The organism is Kitasatospora sp. NPDC001261, from assembly GCF_042896795.1.
Taxonomy (GTDB): Bacteria; Actinomycetota; Actinomycetes; order Streptomycetales; family Streptomycetaceae; genus Kitasatospora.
Window position 1 is genome coordinate 170,726 of the sequence record NZ_JBIAXP010000004.1, and the last position, 16,960, is coordinate 187,685.

General features: G+C 75.5%; 3 protein-coding genes. All 3 read right to left on the reverse strand.

Features of this window, described 5'->3' with window-relative positions; all coding sequences use genetic code 11:
* Window positions 1-2: 2 nt before the first annotated feature.
* Genes ACFY4B_RS07655 through sbnA form a run of 3 tightly spaced genes read right to left on the reverse strand, consistent with a single transcriptional unit; the run spans window position 3 to window position 16,824 of the window.
* Window positions 3-821 (reverse strand): ABC transporter permease, encoded by an 819-nt coding sequence (locus tag ACFY4B_RS07655; RefSeq protein ID WP_049649277.1) that lies wholly within the window; start codon window positions 819-821, stop codon window positions 3-5.
* Window positions 815-15,805 carry an amino acid adenylation domain-containing protein gene (locus ACFY4B_RS07660; protein ID WP_387966808.1) on the reverse strand — a complete coding sequence of 4,997 codons (14,991 nt, stop codon included), beginning with the start codon at window positions 15,803-15,805 and terminating at the stop codon, window positions 815-817. Before ACFY4B_RS07660 ends, ACFY4B_RS07655 begins: the two co-directional genes overlap by 7 nt.
* Window positions 15,805-16,824 carry a 2,3-diaminopropionate biosynthesis protein SbnA gene (gene sbnA, locus ACFY4B_RS07665; protein ID WP_049658253.1) on the reverse strand — a complete coding sequence of 340 codons (1,020 nt, stop codon included), beginning with the start codon at window positions 16,822-16,824 and terminating at the stop codon, window positions 15,805-15,807. Before sbnA ends, ACFY4B_RS07660 begins: the two co-directional genes overlap by 1 nt.
* Window positions 16,825-16,960: the final 136 nt, after the last annotated feature.

Here is a 16,960-nt window from a genome sequence, read left to right on the forward strand (position 1 = left end):
GGTCAGGAGACCGCGGACCGGTAGCGGCGCAGGCTCAGCAGCACGGTGACGACGAAGACGGTCCCGAGCGAGGCGGCGATGGTGAGCGAGAGGCTCGGGGTGGCGGCGCTGCCGGCCGCGTCCGGGTTGCCCCACAGCCGCCGCAGGGCCGTCACCACGGCGCTGACCGGGTTCCACTCGGCGACCAGCCGCAGCCAGCCCGGCAGCCGGTCGACGGACTGGAAGGCGTTGGAGAGGAAGGTCAGCAGGACGGTGACCAGCCCGGCGACGACATTGATGGTCTCCATGGTGCGGGAGAACATCCCGAGCATCAGGCCGACCCAGAGCATCGCGTACATGAAGGCGGTGAGCAGGGCGAGTCCGGCGAGGAAGGGCAGCACGCCGCTGTGCGGGCGCCAGCCGAACGCCAGGCCGGCCGCCGTGACCACGGCCAGGCCGATCAGCCCGACGACCAGGTCCCCGAGGGTGTGGCCGACCAGGACGGCCGGTCTGGAGATCGGCATGCTGCGGAACCGGTCGACCAGGCCGCCGCGCAGGTCCGCCGCGACGGCGACCGCGGTCGGGCCGATCCCGGCCAGGCCGACCTGGGCGGCCGCGCCCGCGAAGATGTACTCCTGGTAGCTGCCGCGGCCGGAGAAGGACAGCGAGCCCTGGAACAGGTAGCCGAGCACGATCATCGAGATGAGCGGGTTCATCACGATGCCGATCAGCCGCCCGGGTGCCCGGCGCAGCCGCCGCAGGCGCCGTCCGGCGACGGTGACGGATTCGAGGAGCAGGGCGAGCGGCGCCGAGCGGGGGCGGGGGGTGACGGCGGTCAGCATTCCGGGCTCCCGTCCAGGCGGCGCAGCTCGGCGTCGACGAGCCGTCCGATGACGGCCTGCGGACCGGCGTGCATCAGGTACTCGTGGCCGGCGGCGATCCGGTGGACGACCACCCGTCCGTTCACGTGCGGCTCCCATCGGCCGGTCTGGTCGGCGAGTTGGTCCGCGGTCCACTCCTCGGCGGCCGCGAACAGGTGGAGGTCCCCGGTGAACCGGCCGGGGGTGAAGCGCTCCATCAGCGCGCCGTGGTGGCGCGACAGCCGCAGCAGCCGCAGCAGCGACTCCTCGTCGAGGTCGGCCAGCGGGCCGGCCTCGCGCCGCAGCAGGTCGAGCAGGGCGGCGCGGGTGCGGCCGGGGCCGGCCAGCTCGTCGCGCCGGTGGCCGAGCGCCTCCAGGGCGCGCAGCAGGAGTTCGCGGTCGTCCTGGCCGCTCTCGCCGCGGCCGGTGCGGCCGGGATAGCCGTCCAGGTCGGCCAGGAAGTCGACCTGTTCGCCGGCCTCCTGGAGCCGGACGGCGATCTCGTGGGCGAGCACGCCGCCGTAGGACCAGCCGAGCAGCCGGTACGGGCCGTGCGGCCGCAGCCGCCGGATGGTCCGGACGTAGTCCTCGGCCACCGACCGGATGGACTCGGGCAGCGGGGCGGCGGCGTCCAGCGCGGGCGACTGGAGGCCGTACAGCGGGTAGCGCGGATCGAGGTACCGGGCCAGGCCCAGGTAGGGCAGGCTGAAGCCGAGTCCGCTGTGCACCAGGAACAGCGGGGGCGCGTCGCCGTCCGGCCGGATCGGCAGGACGGGCGCGAACGCGTCCGCGGACTGTTCGGCGGAGGCGGTCGGGCGGGCCCGCTTGGCCAGTTCCGCGACGGTGCGGTGCAGGACGACGTCCGCCACCGCCAGCCGGAGGCCGGCCGACTGGGCCCGGCCGACCAGCCGGACCGCCAGGAGCGAGTGGCCGCCGAGGTCGAAGAAGCTGTCGTCGATGCCGACCTCGGGGAGGCCGAGGACCTCGGCGAAGAGCGCGCCGAGGGCCTCCTCGACGGGGTTGCGGGGGCGGCGCGCGGCGGCGGGGGTGAAGTCGGGGGCGGGGAGGCGGTTGCGGTCGATCTTGCCGTTGGGGTTGAGCGGGAGTTCGTCGAGCACCACGACCGCGCCGGGGACCATGTACCCGGGCAGGTGGTCGGCGGTGTGGTCGCGCAGGGCGGCGGGGTCGGGTGCGGTGCCGGGGGTGGGGGTGACGTAGGCGACGAGGGTGGGGCCGGTGGGGCCGTCGGTGCGGGCGATGGCGACGGCGGTGCGGACGGTGGGGTGGGTGGTGAGGACGGCTTCGATCTCGCCGGGTTCGACGCGGAAGCCGCGGATCTTGACCTGGGTGTCGGCGCGGCCGAGGTAGAGGAGTCGGCCGTCGGGGGTCCAGCGGACGAGGTCGCCGGTGCGGTACATGCGCTCGCCGGGTGCGAACGGGCAGGCGAGGAAGCGGGTGGCGGTGAGGCCGGGGCGTCCGGCGTAGCCGCGGGCGAGTCCGGCACCGGCCAGGTACAGCTCGCCGGCCACACCCGGGGGCACCGGCCGCAGCCCGTCGTCCAGCACGTACGCCCGGGTGTTGCGGATCGGGCGGCCCAGCGTCACGACCCCGTCGCCCGCCAGCCCGGCCGCCGTGGACCAGATGGTGGTCTCGGTCGGCCCGTACAGGTTGGTGACCGTGTCGGCCCGGGCGGCCAGGGCGTCGGCCAGGGCGGGCGGGACCGCCTCACCGCCGATCAGGACGCGCAGGCCGCGCACCGACTCGGGGCGGTGGAGCACGAGTTCCTGCCAGAGCGCCGGGGTCGCCTGCATGATCGTGATGCCGTCGCGTTCGAGGGAGGCGGCCAGCGCGGCCGGGTCCAGGGCGACGCCCTCCGCGCCGACGACCAGCCCGGCGCCGGACAGCAGCGGCAGGTAGACCTCCAGGCCGGAGATGTCGAAGGACCAGGTGGTGACGGCCAGCAGCCGGTCGTGGGCCTCCAGCGGGAAGCGCTCCCGGGTGGACACCAGCAGGTTCAGCAGTGACCGGTGCTCGACCATGACGCCCTTGGGCCGCCCGGTGGAGCCGGAGGTGAAGAGCAGGTAGGCCAGCCGGGAGCCGTGCAGCGGGGCGGCCCGCTGGGCGTCGGTCAGCGGCCGGCCGTCGAGGGCGGCCAGCGCGGCGTCGACCTCGGGGTCGTCCAGCGCGACCGTGGGCACGCCGGTGCGCGGAAGCCGTGCGGCGATGGCGAGTTCGGTCAGCAGGAGGACGGGCGCGGCGTCGTCGAGCATCAGCCGGACGCGGTCGGCCGGGAGCGCCGGGTCGACCGGCAGGTAGGCGGCGCCGCTCTTCAGGACGGCCAGCTGCGCCACCACCATCTCCGCCGTCCGGGGCAGCGACAGGGCCACCGGCCGGTCCGGGACGACCCCGCGGTCGACCAGGTGGCGGGCGAGCCGGTTGGCCCGGGCGTCGAGTTCGGCGTAGGTGAGGGCGGTGGTGTCGGTGAGGACGGCGACGGCCTCGGGGGTGCGGGCGGCCTGGGCCTCGAAGAGGGCGACGACGGTGGTGGCGGTGCCGGCGGGAGAAGCGTCGTCGGCCGCGGTGTCGTTCCACTCGGTGAGGACCTGCCGGTGCTCCTCCGGAGTGAGGACGTCCAGCCGGGACAGCGGCGTCCGCGGGTCGCGGGCGACCTGGTCGAGCAGCCGGACCAGGCGGGCGGCCAGGGCCTCGGCGGTGGCCGGCTCGAACACGTCGGCGTTGTACTCCAGGGTGCCGACGAGACCGGCCGCGGAGTCGCCCGTGGCGTCGCCTGCGGAGTCGTCCGGGGAGCCGCTCGCGGAGTCGTCCGGGCGGCGGCGCTCGGTGACGGCCAGGGACAGGTCGAACTTGGCGCCGTCCGCCCCGACCGGCTGCTCCGTCGCCGTCAACCCCGGGAGGTCCAGGGACGGTTGGGTGTTGTTCTGGAGGGCCAGCATGACCTGGAAGAGCGGGTTGCGGCCCATGGAGCGTGCGGGGTCGAGGACTTCGACGAGTCGTTCGAAGGGGATGTCCTGGTGTTCGTAGGCCTTGAGGGCGGTTTCCCGGGCGCGGTCGAGGAGTTGGGTGAAGGCGGGGTCGCCGGTGGTGTCGGTGCGCAGGACGATGGTGTTCATGAAGCAGCCGACGAGGTCTTCCATGGCGTCGTCGGTGCGTCCGGCGATGGGGGAGCCGATGGGGATGTCGTGGCCGGCGCCGAGGCGGGTGAGGAGGGCGGCGAGGGCGGCCTGGAGGACCATGAAGAGCGAGGCGCCGTTGTCGCGGGCGAGGTGGGCGAGGCGGTCGTGGGTGTCGGGGTGGACGCGGAAGGGGACGGTGCCGCCGCGGTGGGTGGCGACCTTGGGGCGGGGGCGGTCGAAGGGCAGGGCGAGTTCCTCGGGGAGGTCGGCGAGGTTCTCCGTCCAGTACGCCAACTGCTGTGTGGCCAGCGAGGTTTGGTCGTGGTCGTCGCCGAGGAGGTCCTGCTGCCAGAGGGTGTAGTCCGCGTACTGGACCGGCAGCGGCTCCCAGCTCGGAGCGGTGCCGGTGGACCGGGCCGCGTACGCCCGTGAGAGGTCCCGGGCCAGCGGGGTGGCGGACCAGCCGTCGGCCACGATGTGGTGGACGATCAGCAGGAGCAGGTGCTCCGCCGGGCCGGTGCGCAGCAGCGTCGCGCGGATGGGGAGCCGGGTCGCGAGGTCGAAGCCGCGGCCGGCCTCGCGGGCGGCTTCCGCCGGGGCCTCGGCGGGGGAGGTCTCCCGGACGGTGAGTCCGGTCCAGGCCTCGGTGCCCAGGACCTCCTGGCGGGGCTCGCCGTCGGTCTCAGGGAAGACGGTGCGCAGCACCTCGTGCCGCTCGACCAGGTCGGCCAGCGCCGCCTCCAGCGCCGTGACGTCCAGCGCCCCGGAGAGCCGGACCGCGAAGGCCATGTTGTAGGCCGCCGAGCCGGGCTCCAGCCGGTTCAGGAACCACAGCCGCCGCTGGGCGGAGGACAGCGGCAGAGCGGCCGGGCGCGGTCCGGGCCGCAGCGCGGGCCGCGCGGAGCGGTCCCGGTGGAGGCGGCCGGCCAGCCTGGCCACGGTCGGCGCCTCGAACACGTCCCGGATCGAGACGGTCGAGCCCAGTGCCGTACGGATCCGGCTGACCAGCCTGGTCGCCAGGAGCGAGTGGCCGCCGAGGTCGAAGAAGCTGTCGTCGATGCCGACCCGGGGCAGGGCCAGGACCTCGGCGTAGAGGGCGCAGAGGCGCTCCTCGGCCGGGGTGCGGGGCGGCCGGGCGGCGGCGGGGGTGAAGTCGGGGGCGGGCAGCCGGTTGCGGTCGATCTTCCCGCTCGGGGTGAGGGGGAGTTCGTCGAGCACGAGGACGGCGGCCGGGACCATGTGGTCGGGCAGGTGGTCGGCGGTGTGGTCGCGCAGGGCGGCGGGGTCGGGTGCGGTGCCGGGGGTGGGGGTGACGTAGGCGACGAGGGTGGGGCCGGTGGGGCCGTCGGTGCGGGCGATGGCGACGGCGGTGCGGACGGTGGGGTGGGTGGTGAGGACGGCTTCGATCTCGCCGGGTTCGACGCGGAAGCCGCGGATCTTGACCTGGGTGTCGGCGCGGCCGAGGTAGACGAGGTGGCCGTCGGGGGTCCAGCGGACGAGGTCGCCGGTGCGGTACATCCGGGAGCCGGGCTCGTAGGGGCAGGCGAGGAAGCGGGTGGCGGTGAGGCCGGGTCGTCCGGTGTAGCCGCGGGCGAGTCCGGCGCCGGCCAGGTAGAGCTCGCCGGCCACGCCGGGGGGCACCGGCCGCAGTCCGTCGTCCAGCACGTACGCCCGCATGTTCCAGATCGGACGGCCGATCAGGGTGTCGGCGCCGTCCGGCCCGGCGCACACCTCGCCCCGGGTCGCGACGGCACCGGCCTCCGAGGCGCCGTAGAAGTTGAGCAGCCGGGCCGAGGGCAGGGCCTGCCGGAACGCCCGGACGGTGGCGGCGGGCAGCTGCTCGCCGCTGCAGATCCAGACCGCGCAGCCCGCGACGGCGGTTGGCTCGGCGCTGTCCAGGAAGGCGGTCAGCAGGCTGGGCACGACGGTGAGCCGGGCGATGCCGTGCCGGGCCGTGGCCGCCGCGAGCTCGGGCACGCTCCGGGCCGTGTCGGCGTCGACCAGGACGGTCGAGCCGCCGGACAGCAGCGGCGCCAGCAGCTCGGTGATCCCGTCGATGACGCTGACCGGCGACTTCGCCAGGATCGCGGCCTCCCGCTGCTCGGGGAGTTCCTCGGCGAACCAGGTCAGCCGGTTGACCAGGGCGCGGTGCAGTCCGAGCACGCCCTTGGGCCGGCCGGTGGAGCCCGAGGTGTAGATGACGTACGCCGGGTGGTCGGGCAGCAGCGGGCAGGTGCGGTCCGCGTCCGTGGGGGCGGTGCCGGGGAGGGCGGCCGTGGCGCGCTCCAGTGCCGGGTCGTCCAGCAGCAGGCGGGGCAGGCCGGTCTCCGGCAGCTGTCCGGCGGTCGCGCTGTCGGTCAGCAGGAGGACGGGCGCGGCGTCGTCGAGCATCAGCCGGACGCGGTCGGCCGGGTACGCCAGGTCGACGGGCAGGTGCGCGCCGCCGGCCTTGAGCACGGCCAGCAGGGCGACGACCATGTGCGGCGACCGGGGCGCCGCGAGCGCCACCGTGCTCTCCGGTCCGACGCCCCGGCCGATGAGGTGGCGGGCGAGCCGGTTGGCCCGGGCGTCGAGTTCGGCGTAGGTGAGGGCGATGGTGTCGGTGAGGGCGGTGGTGTCGGTGAGGACGGCGACGGCCTCGGGGGTGCGGGCGGCCTGGGCCTCGAAGAGGGCGACGACGGTGGTGCCCGGGTGGCCGCCGGCGGTGTCGTTCCACTCGGTGAGGACCTGCCGGTGCTCGCGCTCGGACAGCAGGTCGAGCCGCCCCAGCGGGAGCCCCGGGTCGCGGGCGACCTGGTCGAGCAGCCGGACCAGACGGGCGACCACGGCCTCGGCGGTGGCCGGCTCGAACACGTCGGCGCTGTACTCCAGGAAGCCGTCGATGCCGGCCGGGGCGGCACCGGCGTCCTGCTGTTCGGCCAGGAAGAAGTTCAGGTCGAACTTGACCGAGTCGGCGGCCGGCGGCTCGAAGGCCGCCCGGACGCCGGGCAGGGCCAGCTCGGGACGGGTGTTGTTCTGGAGCACCAGCATGACCTGGAAGAGCGGGTTGCGGCCCATGGAGCGTGCGGGGTCGAGGACTTCGACGAGTCGTTCGAAGGGGATGTCCTGGTGTTCGTAGGCCTTGAGGGCGGTTTCCCGGGCGCGGTCGAGGAGTTGGGTGAAGGCGGGGTCGCCGGTGGTGTCGGTGCGCAGGACGAGGGTGTTCATGAAGCAGCCGACGAGGTCTTCCATGGCGTCGTCGGTGCGTCCGGCGATGGGGGAGCCGATGGGGATGTCGTGGCCGGCGCCGAGGCGGGTGAGGAGGGCGGCGAGGGCGGCCTGGAGGACCATGAAGAGGGAGGCGCCGTTGTCGCGGGCGAGGTGGGCGAGGCGGTCGTGGGTGTCGGGGTGGACGCGGAAGGGGACGGTGCCGCCGCGGTGGGTGGCGACCTTGGGGCGGGGGCGGTCGAAGGGCAGGGCGAGTTCCTCGGGGAGGTCGGCGAGGTTCTCCGTCCAGTACGCCAACTGTTGTGCGGCCAGGGAGGTTTGGTCGTGGTCGTCGCCGAGGAGGTCCTGCTGCCAGAGGGTGTAGTCCGCGTACTGCACCGGCAGCGGTTCCCACGCGGGGGCCGTACCGCGTGCCCGCGCCGCGTACGCCCGCGAGAGGTCCCGGGTGAGCGGTGCGGCGGACCAGCCGTCCCAGGCGATGTGGTGGACGATCAGCAGCAGCAGGTGCTCTGCCGGGCCGGTGCGCAACAGGGCGGCCCGCAGCGGGAGTTCGGTCGACAGGTCGAAGCCGCGGGCGGCCTCCGCCGGGGCCTCGGCGGCCTCCCGGACGGTGAGCCCGGTCCAGGCCTCGGTGCCGAGGACCTCCTGGCGGGGTTCGCCGTCGGTCTCCGGGAAGACCGTGCGCAGCACCTCGTGCCGCTCGACCAGGTCGGCCAGCGCTGCCTCCAGCGCCGGGACGTCCAGCGCCCCGGAGAGCCGGACCGCGAAGGTCACGTTGTAGGCCGCCGAGCCCGGCTCCAGCCGGTTCAGGAACCAAAACCGCCGCTGGGCGAAGGATAGTTCACCGGAACGGTCGCCCTGGAGGGCGGGCCGCAGCGGCGGCCGGACCGCGCCGCCGGCCGCGAGCTCCCGGGCGACGCCGGCCACCGTCCGCTGCTCGAAGAGCGTACGGATCGGCACCTCGGTGCCCAGGGCGGAGCGGACCCGGCTGATCACCTGGGTGGCCAGCAGGGAGTGGCCGCCGAGGTCGAAGAAGTCGTCGTCGATGCCGACGGCGGTCCGGCCGAGCGCGTCCGCGAAGATCCCGCCGAGGATCTCCTCGACCGGGGTGCGCGGCAGCCGGCCCGCCGGGGCGGGGGCGCTGTCGGGGGCGGGCAGGGCCCGGCGGTCCAGCTTGCCCTGCGGGGTGAGCGGCAGCGCGTCGAGCACGACGACGGCGGCCGGGACCATGTACTCGGGCAGGGCCTCGGCGACCCGCTCCCGCAGCGCGGCCGGGTCCGGTACGGCCGGGGGCCGGGCGACCACGTAGGCCACCAGCCGGTCCTCGCCGTCGTCGGTGCGGACCACGACGGCGGCCTGCGCCACCTCGGGCCGGCCGGTCAGCACGGACTCGATCTCGCCGAGTTCGATCCGGAAGCCGCGCAGCTGCACCTGGTCGTCGGCCCGTCCGGCGTAGTCGAGTTGGCCGTCGGGGCGCCAGCTCGCCAGGTCGCCGGTGCGGTACATCCGCTCGCCGGCGGGGCCGAAGGGGTCGGCGACGAAGCGTTCGGAGGTCAGGCCGGGCCGGTCCAGGTAGCCGCGGGCCAGGTTGCCGCCGACGTAGAGTTCGCCGACCACCCCGGCCGGGACGGGCCGCAGCGCGGAGTCGAGCACGTAGACCCGGTGGGCCCGGGTGGGCCGGCCGATCGGGGGCCGGCCCGAGCCACCCGGCCGTTCGCCACCACTGAGCCGTTCGCTGAGCCGTTCGCCGCCACCCAGCCGCTCGCTCACCGTCGAGGCGAGGACGGCCTCGGTGGGCCCGTAGCCGTTGATCATCTGCAGCTGCCCGGACCAGCGGTCCACCACGTGCGGCGGGCAGGCCTCCCCGGCGACGACCATGGTCAGGTCGGCGGGCAGCCGGGTGCCGTCCGGCAGCGCGGCGGCGACCACCGGAGGCAGCCCGGCGAGGTTCACCCGGTGGCGGTGGATCAGGTCGACCAGCGGCCGGCCGGGGACCCGGCACTCCTCGTCGGCGACCACCAGGGTGCCGCCGCCGAGCAGGGACAGGCTCAGCTCCCAGACCGAGGCGTCGAAGCTGAACGATGCGAACTTCAGCACCCGGGTGTCCGGGCCGACGCCGAAGCGCTCGACCAGGCTCGCCACCATCGCGGCGAAGCCGGAGTGGTCGACCGTCACGCCCTTGGGCCGGCCGGTCGATCCGGAGGTGTAGATGACGTACGCCGGGTGCCGGGGCAGCAGCGGGGCGGTCCGCTCGGCGTCCTGCGGGGCGTGCGCCGGGAGGCCGGCCAGCTCCGCCAGGGTGGCCGGGTCGTCGAGCAGCACCGTGCGGCAGTCGGCCCCGGCGAGTTGCGGGGCGAGGGCGCCGGTGGTGAGCAGGACGGCGGGCCGGCTGTCGGCCAGCATGAAGGCGATCCGGTCGGCGGGGTACTTGGGGTCGATCGGCAGGTACGCGGCGCCGGTCTTGAGCGCGGCCAGGACGGCGCAGGTCATCTCGACCGGGTCCGGTACGGCCAGCGCGATGATCCGCTCCGGTCCGACGCCGTGGGCGATCAGCAGCCGGGCCAGCCGGTTGGAGCGCTCGTCCAGCTCGCGGTAGGTCGTCTCGCGGTCCTCGAAGACCACGGCCACGGCCTCGGGCGCCCGGGCGACCTGGGCGGCGAACAGCGCGGGGACGACGGTGCGCGGGGCGGCGGCGGCCCGTCCGGCCCAGTCGCCGAGGATCCGGTGGTGCTCCTCGTCGGTGAGCAGGGGCAGCCGGCGGAGCGGGACGTCCGGGGCCGCCAGGACGCTCTCCACCACGTGGGCGAAGCGGTCCAGGATGCGGACGACCTCGTCGCGGTCGTAGCGGTCGGGGCGGAACTGGGCGCTCAGCGTCAGTCGGGTGTCCGGGTAGGCGAGCACCGCGAGGCCGCGCTCGCCGGCCAGCCGGGTGCGGGCGTTGCCCAGCCGCAGTTCGGGCACCAGCGCGTTGAGCCGGCCGACATCGGCCTGCGGCTGGTTCTGGTAGCTGAACACGGTGTCGAACAGCTCGCCGGCCCCGGCGATCCGCTGCACCTCGGCCAGGCCGAGGTGCCGGTGGTCGAGCAGGGCCGTCTGCTGCTCGTCGATCCGGTGGAGGAGCGCGGCGACGGGCAGGTCCGGGTCGAGCCGCACCCGCACCGGGAGCATGTTCAGGAAGAGGCCGACCAGCGACTCGATGCCCGGGAGCTCCGGCGGCCGCACCGAGTTGACTGCGCCGAACACCACGTCCGGGGCGTCGGTGAGCCGGCCGAGCAGCAGCGCCCAGCAGCCCTGGAGGACGGTGTTGAGGGTGAGGTTCTCCGCGCGGGCCCAGGCGACCAGCCGGGCGGTGAGCTCCTCGGGCAGGGCGAGGTCGACGGCCTCGGGCAGCCCCGGGTCGCCCGGCCGGTCGGCCGTGCCGAGCCGCAGCGGCTCGCCCAGCCCGTCCAGTGCCTGCCGCCAGGCCGCGCGGGCGGCCTCGGTGTCCTGGGCGGCGAGCCAGTCGAAGTACGCCCGGTAGGAGGGCGCCGGGGGCAGGACGGCCGGGTCGCCTCCGGTGGCGTACAGGGTGAACAGCTCCTGGGCGATCACGCCCATCGACCAGCCGTCCACCAGCAGGTGGTGCAGGGTCCAGAGCAGCCGGACCCGGTCGGGGGCCAGCCGGAGCACGGTGAAGCGCAGCAGCGGGGGCCGGGCCAGGTCGAAGCCGCGGGTCCAGTCCGCGTCGGTCAGCCGTTCGGCCTCGGCCGTCCGCTCCGCCTCGGTGGGGAGCCCGGACAGGTCGACCTCCTCCCAGGGCACCGGCACCGCGGCGGCCACGACCTGCCGGGCGTCCTCGGCGGACCGCTCGGGGAAGTGCACCCGCAGGCCGGCGTGCCGGGCCAGCAGCGCGGCGGCCGCGGTGCGCAGCGCGGCCGGGTCGAAGGGCCCCTCGATGTCGAGGACGGCCTGCATCAGGTAGGAGTTCATGCCCTGCTTGTCGAACTCCGTCTGGAAGATCAGGCCCTTCTGGAGCGGTGACAGCTCCAGCGCCTCGCCGTCCGCCGCCCCGTCCTGCTCGCCGGGAGCGGTCTGCTCGCCGGGGACGGCCTGCTCGGTGTGGGAGGCGTGGGCGGCCAGGGCTTCGAGGGCGCGGAACCAGGCGCGGGCGATGTGCTCGGCGTCGGCGTCGGCCAGTGCCTCCGGGGCCCAGAGCCAGTCGGCGACCAGGTGCGGCCCGTCCGGCCGGTCCTCGGTGACGGGCGTGGCCGCGAGCACGTGCCGCAGCGGCATGCTCGGGTGCGCCCCGGTGCCGACGACGGCGTGCCGGGCGTCCGGCAGCCAGTCCCCGGCGCTCTCGTCCCGGTCGGTCCGGAACCGGCCGAGGTAGTTGAAGCCGAGCTCCGGCACGCCGTTCCGGGCCAGGGCGGTGACGGTCTGCGGGTTGAGGTGGCGCAGCAGCCCGTGGCCGAGCCCGTGGTCGGGCAGCCGGCCGAGTTGCTGCCGCACCCGGCGCACGGCCGCGTCGAGCGGCTCCCGCCCGGCGTCGCCCGGGTCCAGCCGTACCGGGAAGACGCTGGTGAACCAGCCGACCGTACGGGAGAGTTCGGCCTCGTCGGTGAACGGCTCGCGGCCGTGGCCCTCCAGTTCGACGGTGACGGCGCCGGCCGGGCGGTCGCGGTGCCGGCGCCAGTCGGCGACGGCGAGCGCGAGGCCGGTCAGCAGCAGGTCGTTGATCTCCCCGCCGTAGACCCGGCGGGCGGCGGCGAGCAGCGTCGCGGTGGTGTCCGCGGGCAGCTCCAGCCGGAGCCGGTGGGCGGAGCCGTACACGTCCCGCTCGGGGTCCAGCGGACGGGAGCCGAGCGGCTCCGAGGCCGCCGACTGCTCGGCCCACAGCGGGAATTCGCGCACCCGCTCGGCGGTGCGGGCCTGCTCGCCGAGCAGCTGCGACCAGCGGCGGTAGGAGGTGCCGACCGGTTCCGGGGCGAGGCCCCGGCAGGCGGCGGCGAGGTCGGCGACCAGGACCCGCCAGGAGACCCCGTCGACGCACAGGTGGTGGGTCAGCCAGACCAGCCGGCCGGGGCGGCCGGGGCCGGCGTCGAGCAGGACGAGCCGGGTCACCGCGCCGTCCTCGGGGACCAGCCCGGTGCGGGCCGCGGCGATCTGCTCGTCGACGGCGGCGGCCAGCGCGGCCGGGTCGTCGGCGAGCGCCGAGACGTCGACCCGGCGGATGGCGTCGGCGGCCCGGACGGCGCCCCTGGGCAGGGCCTCCAGGGACCACAGGCCCGGCGCCACCACGGTCAGCCGCGACCGCAGCGCGGCGTGGTGGTCCAGCAGGACGGCGGTGGCCGCGGTCAGCCGGTCGAGGTCCAGGCCGGCCGGGGTGGTGAGCACCTGGTACTGGCTGTACTCCCTGGTCCGCTCGTCCAGGACGCCGAGGTCCTCGCGCAACTGGTGGGCGATCGGCAGGAGTTCGACCTCGCCGGTGTCGTCCGGCGCGGCGGCCGGGCGGGCCGGTCCGCCCGGTGCGGCGAGCGCCGCGATGGCGGCGGGGGTGTGGTGGGTGCGGATCTGCAGCGGGGTGACGGTCAGTCCGGCCCGGCGGGCGTGGCCGACCGCCAGGATGGCGCTGATGCTGTCCCCGCCCAGCTCGAAGAAGTTGTCGCCGGGGCGGACCTCCGGCACGCCGAGGACCTCGGCGAACGCGGCGCAGACGATCTCCTCGGCCCGGCTGCGCGGCGTGTCCGGCCGGGCCGGGGCCTCGGCGCCGGCCGGTGCCGGGTCGGGCAGCGCCCGGCGGTCGACCTTGCCGTGCGGGGTCAGCGGCAGGGCGTCCAGGAGCAGGACGTTCGGCGGCACCATGTACTCCGGCAGGACGGCGGCCAGGCGCTCGCGGACCCCGGCCGGGTCGAGCACGGCCCCGGCGCGCGGGACGCAGTAGCCGACCAGCCGGGTGCTCCCGCCGGTGCCGCCGACCGCCCGTACCGCCGCGTCGGAGACGTCCGGCAGCGCGCGCAGCGCCGCCTCGATCTCGCCGAGCTCGATCCGGTGGCCGCGCACCTTCACCTGGTTGTCCCGGCGGTCCAGGAAGACCAGTTGCCCGTCCGCGCCGCGCACCACGCGGTCGCCGGTGCGGTACATCCGGCTGCCCGCCGGGCCGTACGGGTCGGGCACGAACGCGGCGGCGGAGCGGGCCGGGTCGGCCAGGTAGCCGCGGCCGACGCCGGCGCCGCCGACGTACAGCTCGCCGGGCGCGCCCTGGGGGACCGGGAGCAGGGCGTCGTCGAGCACGTAGAGCCGGGTGTTGCGGACCGGGCGGCCGATCGGGACGGCGCCGTGTTCCGGCAGCCCGTGGCCGAGGTGCGCGTGGGTGACGTCGTCCGAGCACTCGGTGGGCCCGTACGCGTTGACCAGTCCGACCAGCGGGTAGCGGCTGGTCCAGCGCCGGCACAGGTCGGCGGGCAGTGCCTCGCCGGTCGCCACCAGGTGGCGCAGCGCGGCCAGCACGGGAGCGCCGGCGCCCAGGTCCCAGGCGTCCAGGGCGGCGCGCAGCAGTGAGGGGACGACCTCCAGGACGGTGACGTCCTCGGTGTCGGCGAGGGCGAACAGCAGGTCGGGGTCGGCCGCGGTCTCCCGGCGCACCACCCGGACCCGGCCGCCGACCACCAGCGGCGCGAGCATCTGCCACACCGACACGTCGAAGGTGACCGGGGCGTTCTGCACCACGCTGTCGGCCGCGTCCAGCGCCAGGTCGTCGACCTTCGCCAGCAGGTGGTTGACCATCCCCGCGCGGTGCACCATGGCGCCCTTGGGCGCCCCGGTGGACCCGGAGGTGAAGATCACGTACGCCAGGTCCAGCGGGGTGCCGAGGACCGGCGCGAGGTCGTCGGCGGCGTCCCGCTCCCGCGCGGAGACCTCCAGCAGCCGGACCGGTCGGCCGGCGGCGGCCGCCACCCGCTCGGCGAGCGGCCGGTGGGCGGCGTCCGCGACCACGGTGGTGATCCCGTTGTCGGAGAGCAGGGCGACGGTCCTGGCCTCGGGCGCGCCCGGGTCCAGCGGGACGTAGGCCGCGCCGGCGCCGATCACGCCGAGCACCGAGGCGATGAAGTCGGAGCCCGGGGTGACCAGCAGGGCCACCAGGCCGGCGTCGCCGACCCGGCGGGAGAGGGCGCTGGCCCGGCCGACCAGCTCGGCGTACGTGGTCGTGCCGCCGTCCTCGGCGACCGCCACGGCCTCGGGCCGCCGGGCGGCGAGTTCGCGGATCCGGGCCACCGCGCAGTCGAAGCCCGCCGGGCGCTCGGGCCCGCTCGACTCCCGCACCCAGGCGGCGCGGTCCCCGGTGTCCACGGCCAGGCCGCCGACCGGCTGCTCGTCCCCGGCCTCGGCGAAGCGGTCCAGGAACTCCACCAGCCGGGCGAGGTGGCCGTCGATCTCCGCGTCGGTGTAGCGGTCCGGGTTGCCGTTGAGGTGCAGCTCGATGCCGGCCCCGGCGGTCTCGACCACGGTGACCATCAGGTCGTCGATCAGCCCGGTCGACAGGTTCACCACCCGCGCCGTGCACGGGCCGAGGGCCAGTTCGGCCTGCTGCGGCAGCAGGTTGACGAACGGCCCGAAGGGCCGCCGGTCGTCGCTGCGCAGCCCCATGGCGCGGCGGATCGCGCTGACCCGGTGGCGCTGGTGGCGGAGCGCCTGGGCGAGCTCCTTGGAGGTGTGGCGCAGTAGCCCGGCCCTGGTCAGAGTGGGGCGGACGGGCACCCGCAGCGGCAGGTAGTTGGCCAGCATGCCGGGGATCGACCGCTCGTGGGCGGTCGGCCGGGCGGTCACCGGCAGGGTCAGCAGGACGTCCTCGACCCCGGTCATCCGCTGGGTGTACACGGCGACCGCCGCCATCACCGCGGTCGGCCAGGTGACGTCCGCGCGGCTGGCGGCCGCGCGCAGCCGGGCGCTGGTGTCGGCGGACAGGGCGGCGGTGCGGCGCAGGAAGCCCTGCGGCGCGGCCGTCGCGGGCTCCCGGTGGGAGAGGTCGGCGGGCTCGGGCGGCTCGGGGAACCGGCGCTGCCAGAACTCGGCGTCCCGCCGGGCCCGGGAGGAGCCGAGGTAGGCGGCCTCGGCGGCGAGCAGGTCGGCGAGCGGGGGCAGGGCCGGGCCGGCGTCCCCGCCGTCGGCCTCGTACAGTTCGGCCAGCCGGCGCCAGAGCACCACCTGGCTGAAGCCGTCGCACAGCAGGTGGTGGACGGAGAGGTAGAAGAGCGCCCGGTCCGGGCCCAGGGTGAGGACGGCGAGCCGGAACAGCGGGAACCCGGCGGGGTCGTAGGGCTTCGCCAGGTCCGTCCGCATCCAGTCCAGCGCCGCCGCGGACGGATCGGGCCCGGCGCCGAAGTCCAGCTCGTCGAGCGGGAGTTCGGCGACCTCGCGGAGGCGCTGGCGGGGTTCGCCGTCGACGTCGAGGAACTGGGCGCGCAGGCACTGCGCCTCCTCGACCAGCCGGCCCAGCGCGGTGCGGAAGCGGGCCCGGTCCAGCGGGCCGCGGACGTCCAGGTAGCCGGCCGAGTTGTACGCGTTGCTCCCGCCGGCCCCGTTGACGTCGAGCCAGATCTCCGTCTGGCCGGCGGTGAGCGGCAGCGAGGTCCCCAGGACCGATGTCATCACAGGCTCCCAACGGAGGTCGGGCCGATCGAGGCGAGGCCGGTACCGGGGGCGGCCGCCTCGGCGGCCAGGGCGTCGGGGCCGAAGGACTCCAGCACCCACGCGTCGTCGTAGACGGTGTCCAGGTAGCGTTCGCCGAGGTCGGGCGCGATGGCCACGGCGGTCAGCTCCTCGTCCGGCCGGTTGGCGCCCAGCCAGCGGGCCGCGCCGCTGAGCACCGTGCCGGTCGAGCCGCCGAGCAGGAAGCCCTCGCGCAGCAGGGCGCGGCAGGCCCGGACGGTGTCGGTCTCGGCGACCAGCACGGTGTCGTCCACGTAGGACTCGTCGAGGATGGCGGGCCGGACGCTGGTGCCGATGCCGGGGATCAGCCGGCCGCCCGGCTCGTGGCCGAAGTTGACCGAGCCGACGGCGTCGACCGCGACGATCGTCACCCCCGGGTTGTTCTCCCGGAAGTACCGGGCGCAGCCCATCAGGGTGCCGGTGGTCCCGGCGCCGACGAACAGCACGTCCAGCTCCGGGAAGGCCTTGGCGATCTGCGGCCCGGTGGTGCGGTAGTGGGCGGTCCAGTTGCCCGGGTTGGCGTACTGGTTGAGCCAGTGGAAGTCCCGGTGCTCGGCGCACAGCCGGGCGACCAGGTCGAGCCGGGCGCCGAGCAGGCCGCGCTGCGGGTCGGGCTCGGTCACCACCCGCACGTCGGCGCCCAGGCGCTGCATCAGCCGCCGGGAGACGGTGGTGCAGCGGGAGTCGGTGACGCAGACGAAGGTGAGCCCCCGGCTCGCCGCGACGAGGCTCAGCGCCACGCCGAGGTTCCCGGAGGAGCTCTCCACGATGGTCATCCCCGGCCGCAGCGCCCCGGACCGGAAGGCGGAGTCCACCATCTCGCCCGCCGCCCGCAGTTTGACCGAGCCGGCGAAGTTGAAGCCCTCGCACTTGAGGTACAGCGGACGGCCGATCATCCGTCGGAGGTCGACGTACAGGTCCTCGACGTCGAATTCCTGCGGTGTCGTGATAACTGGCATGCGTCTACTCCCACCCGGTCGTTCCGTGGTAGCGGGTGCCCAATCGGTCCGAAGCGATGGCCCCATGGTTTCCGAACACACTGACGTCGCACTGATTCGCAACTGATGGGGCGAAGGCCCTGGTCAGAGGCCCGGG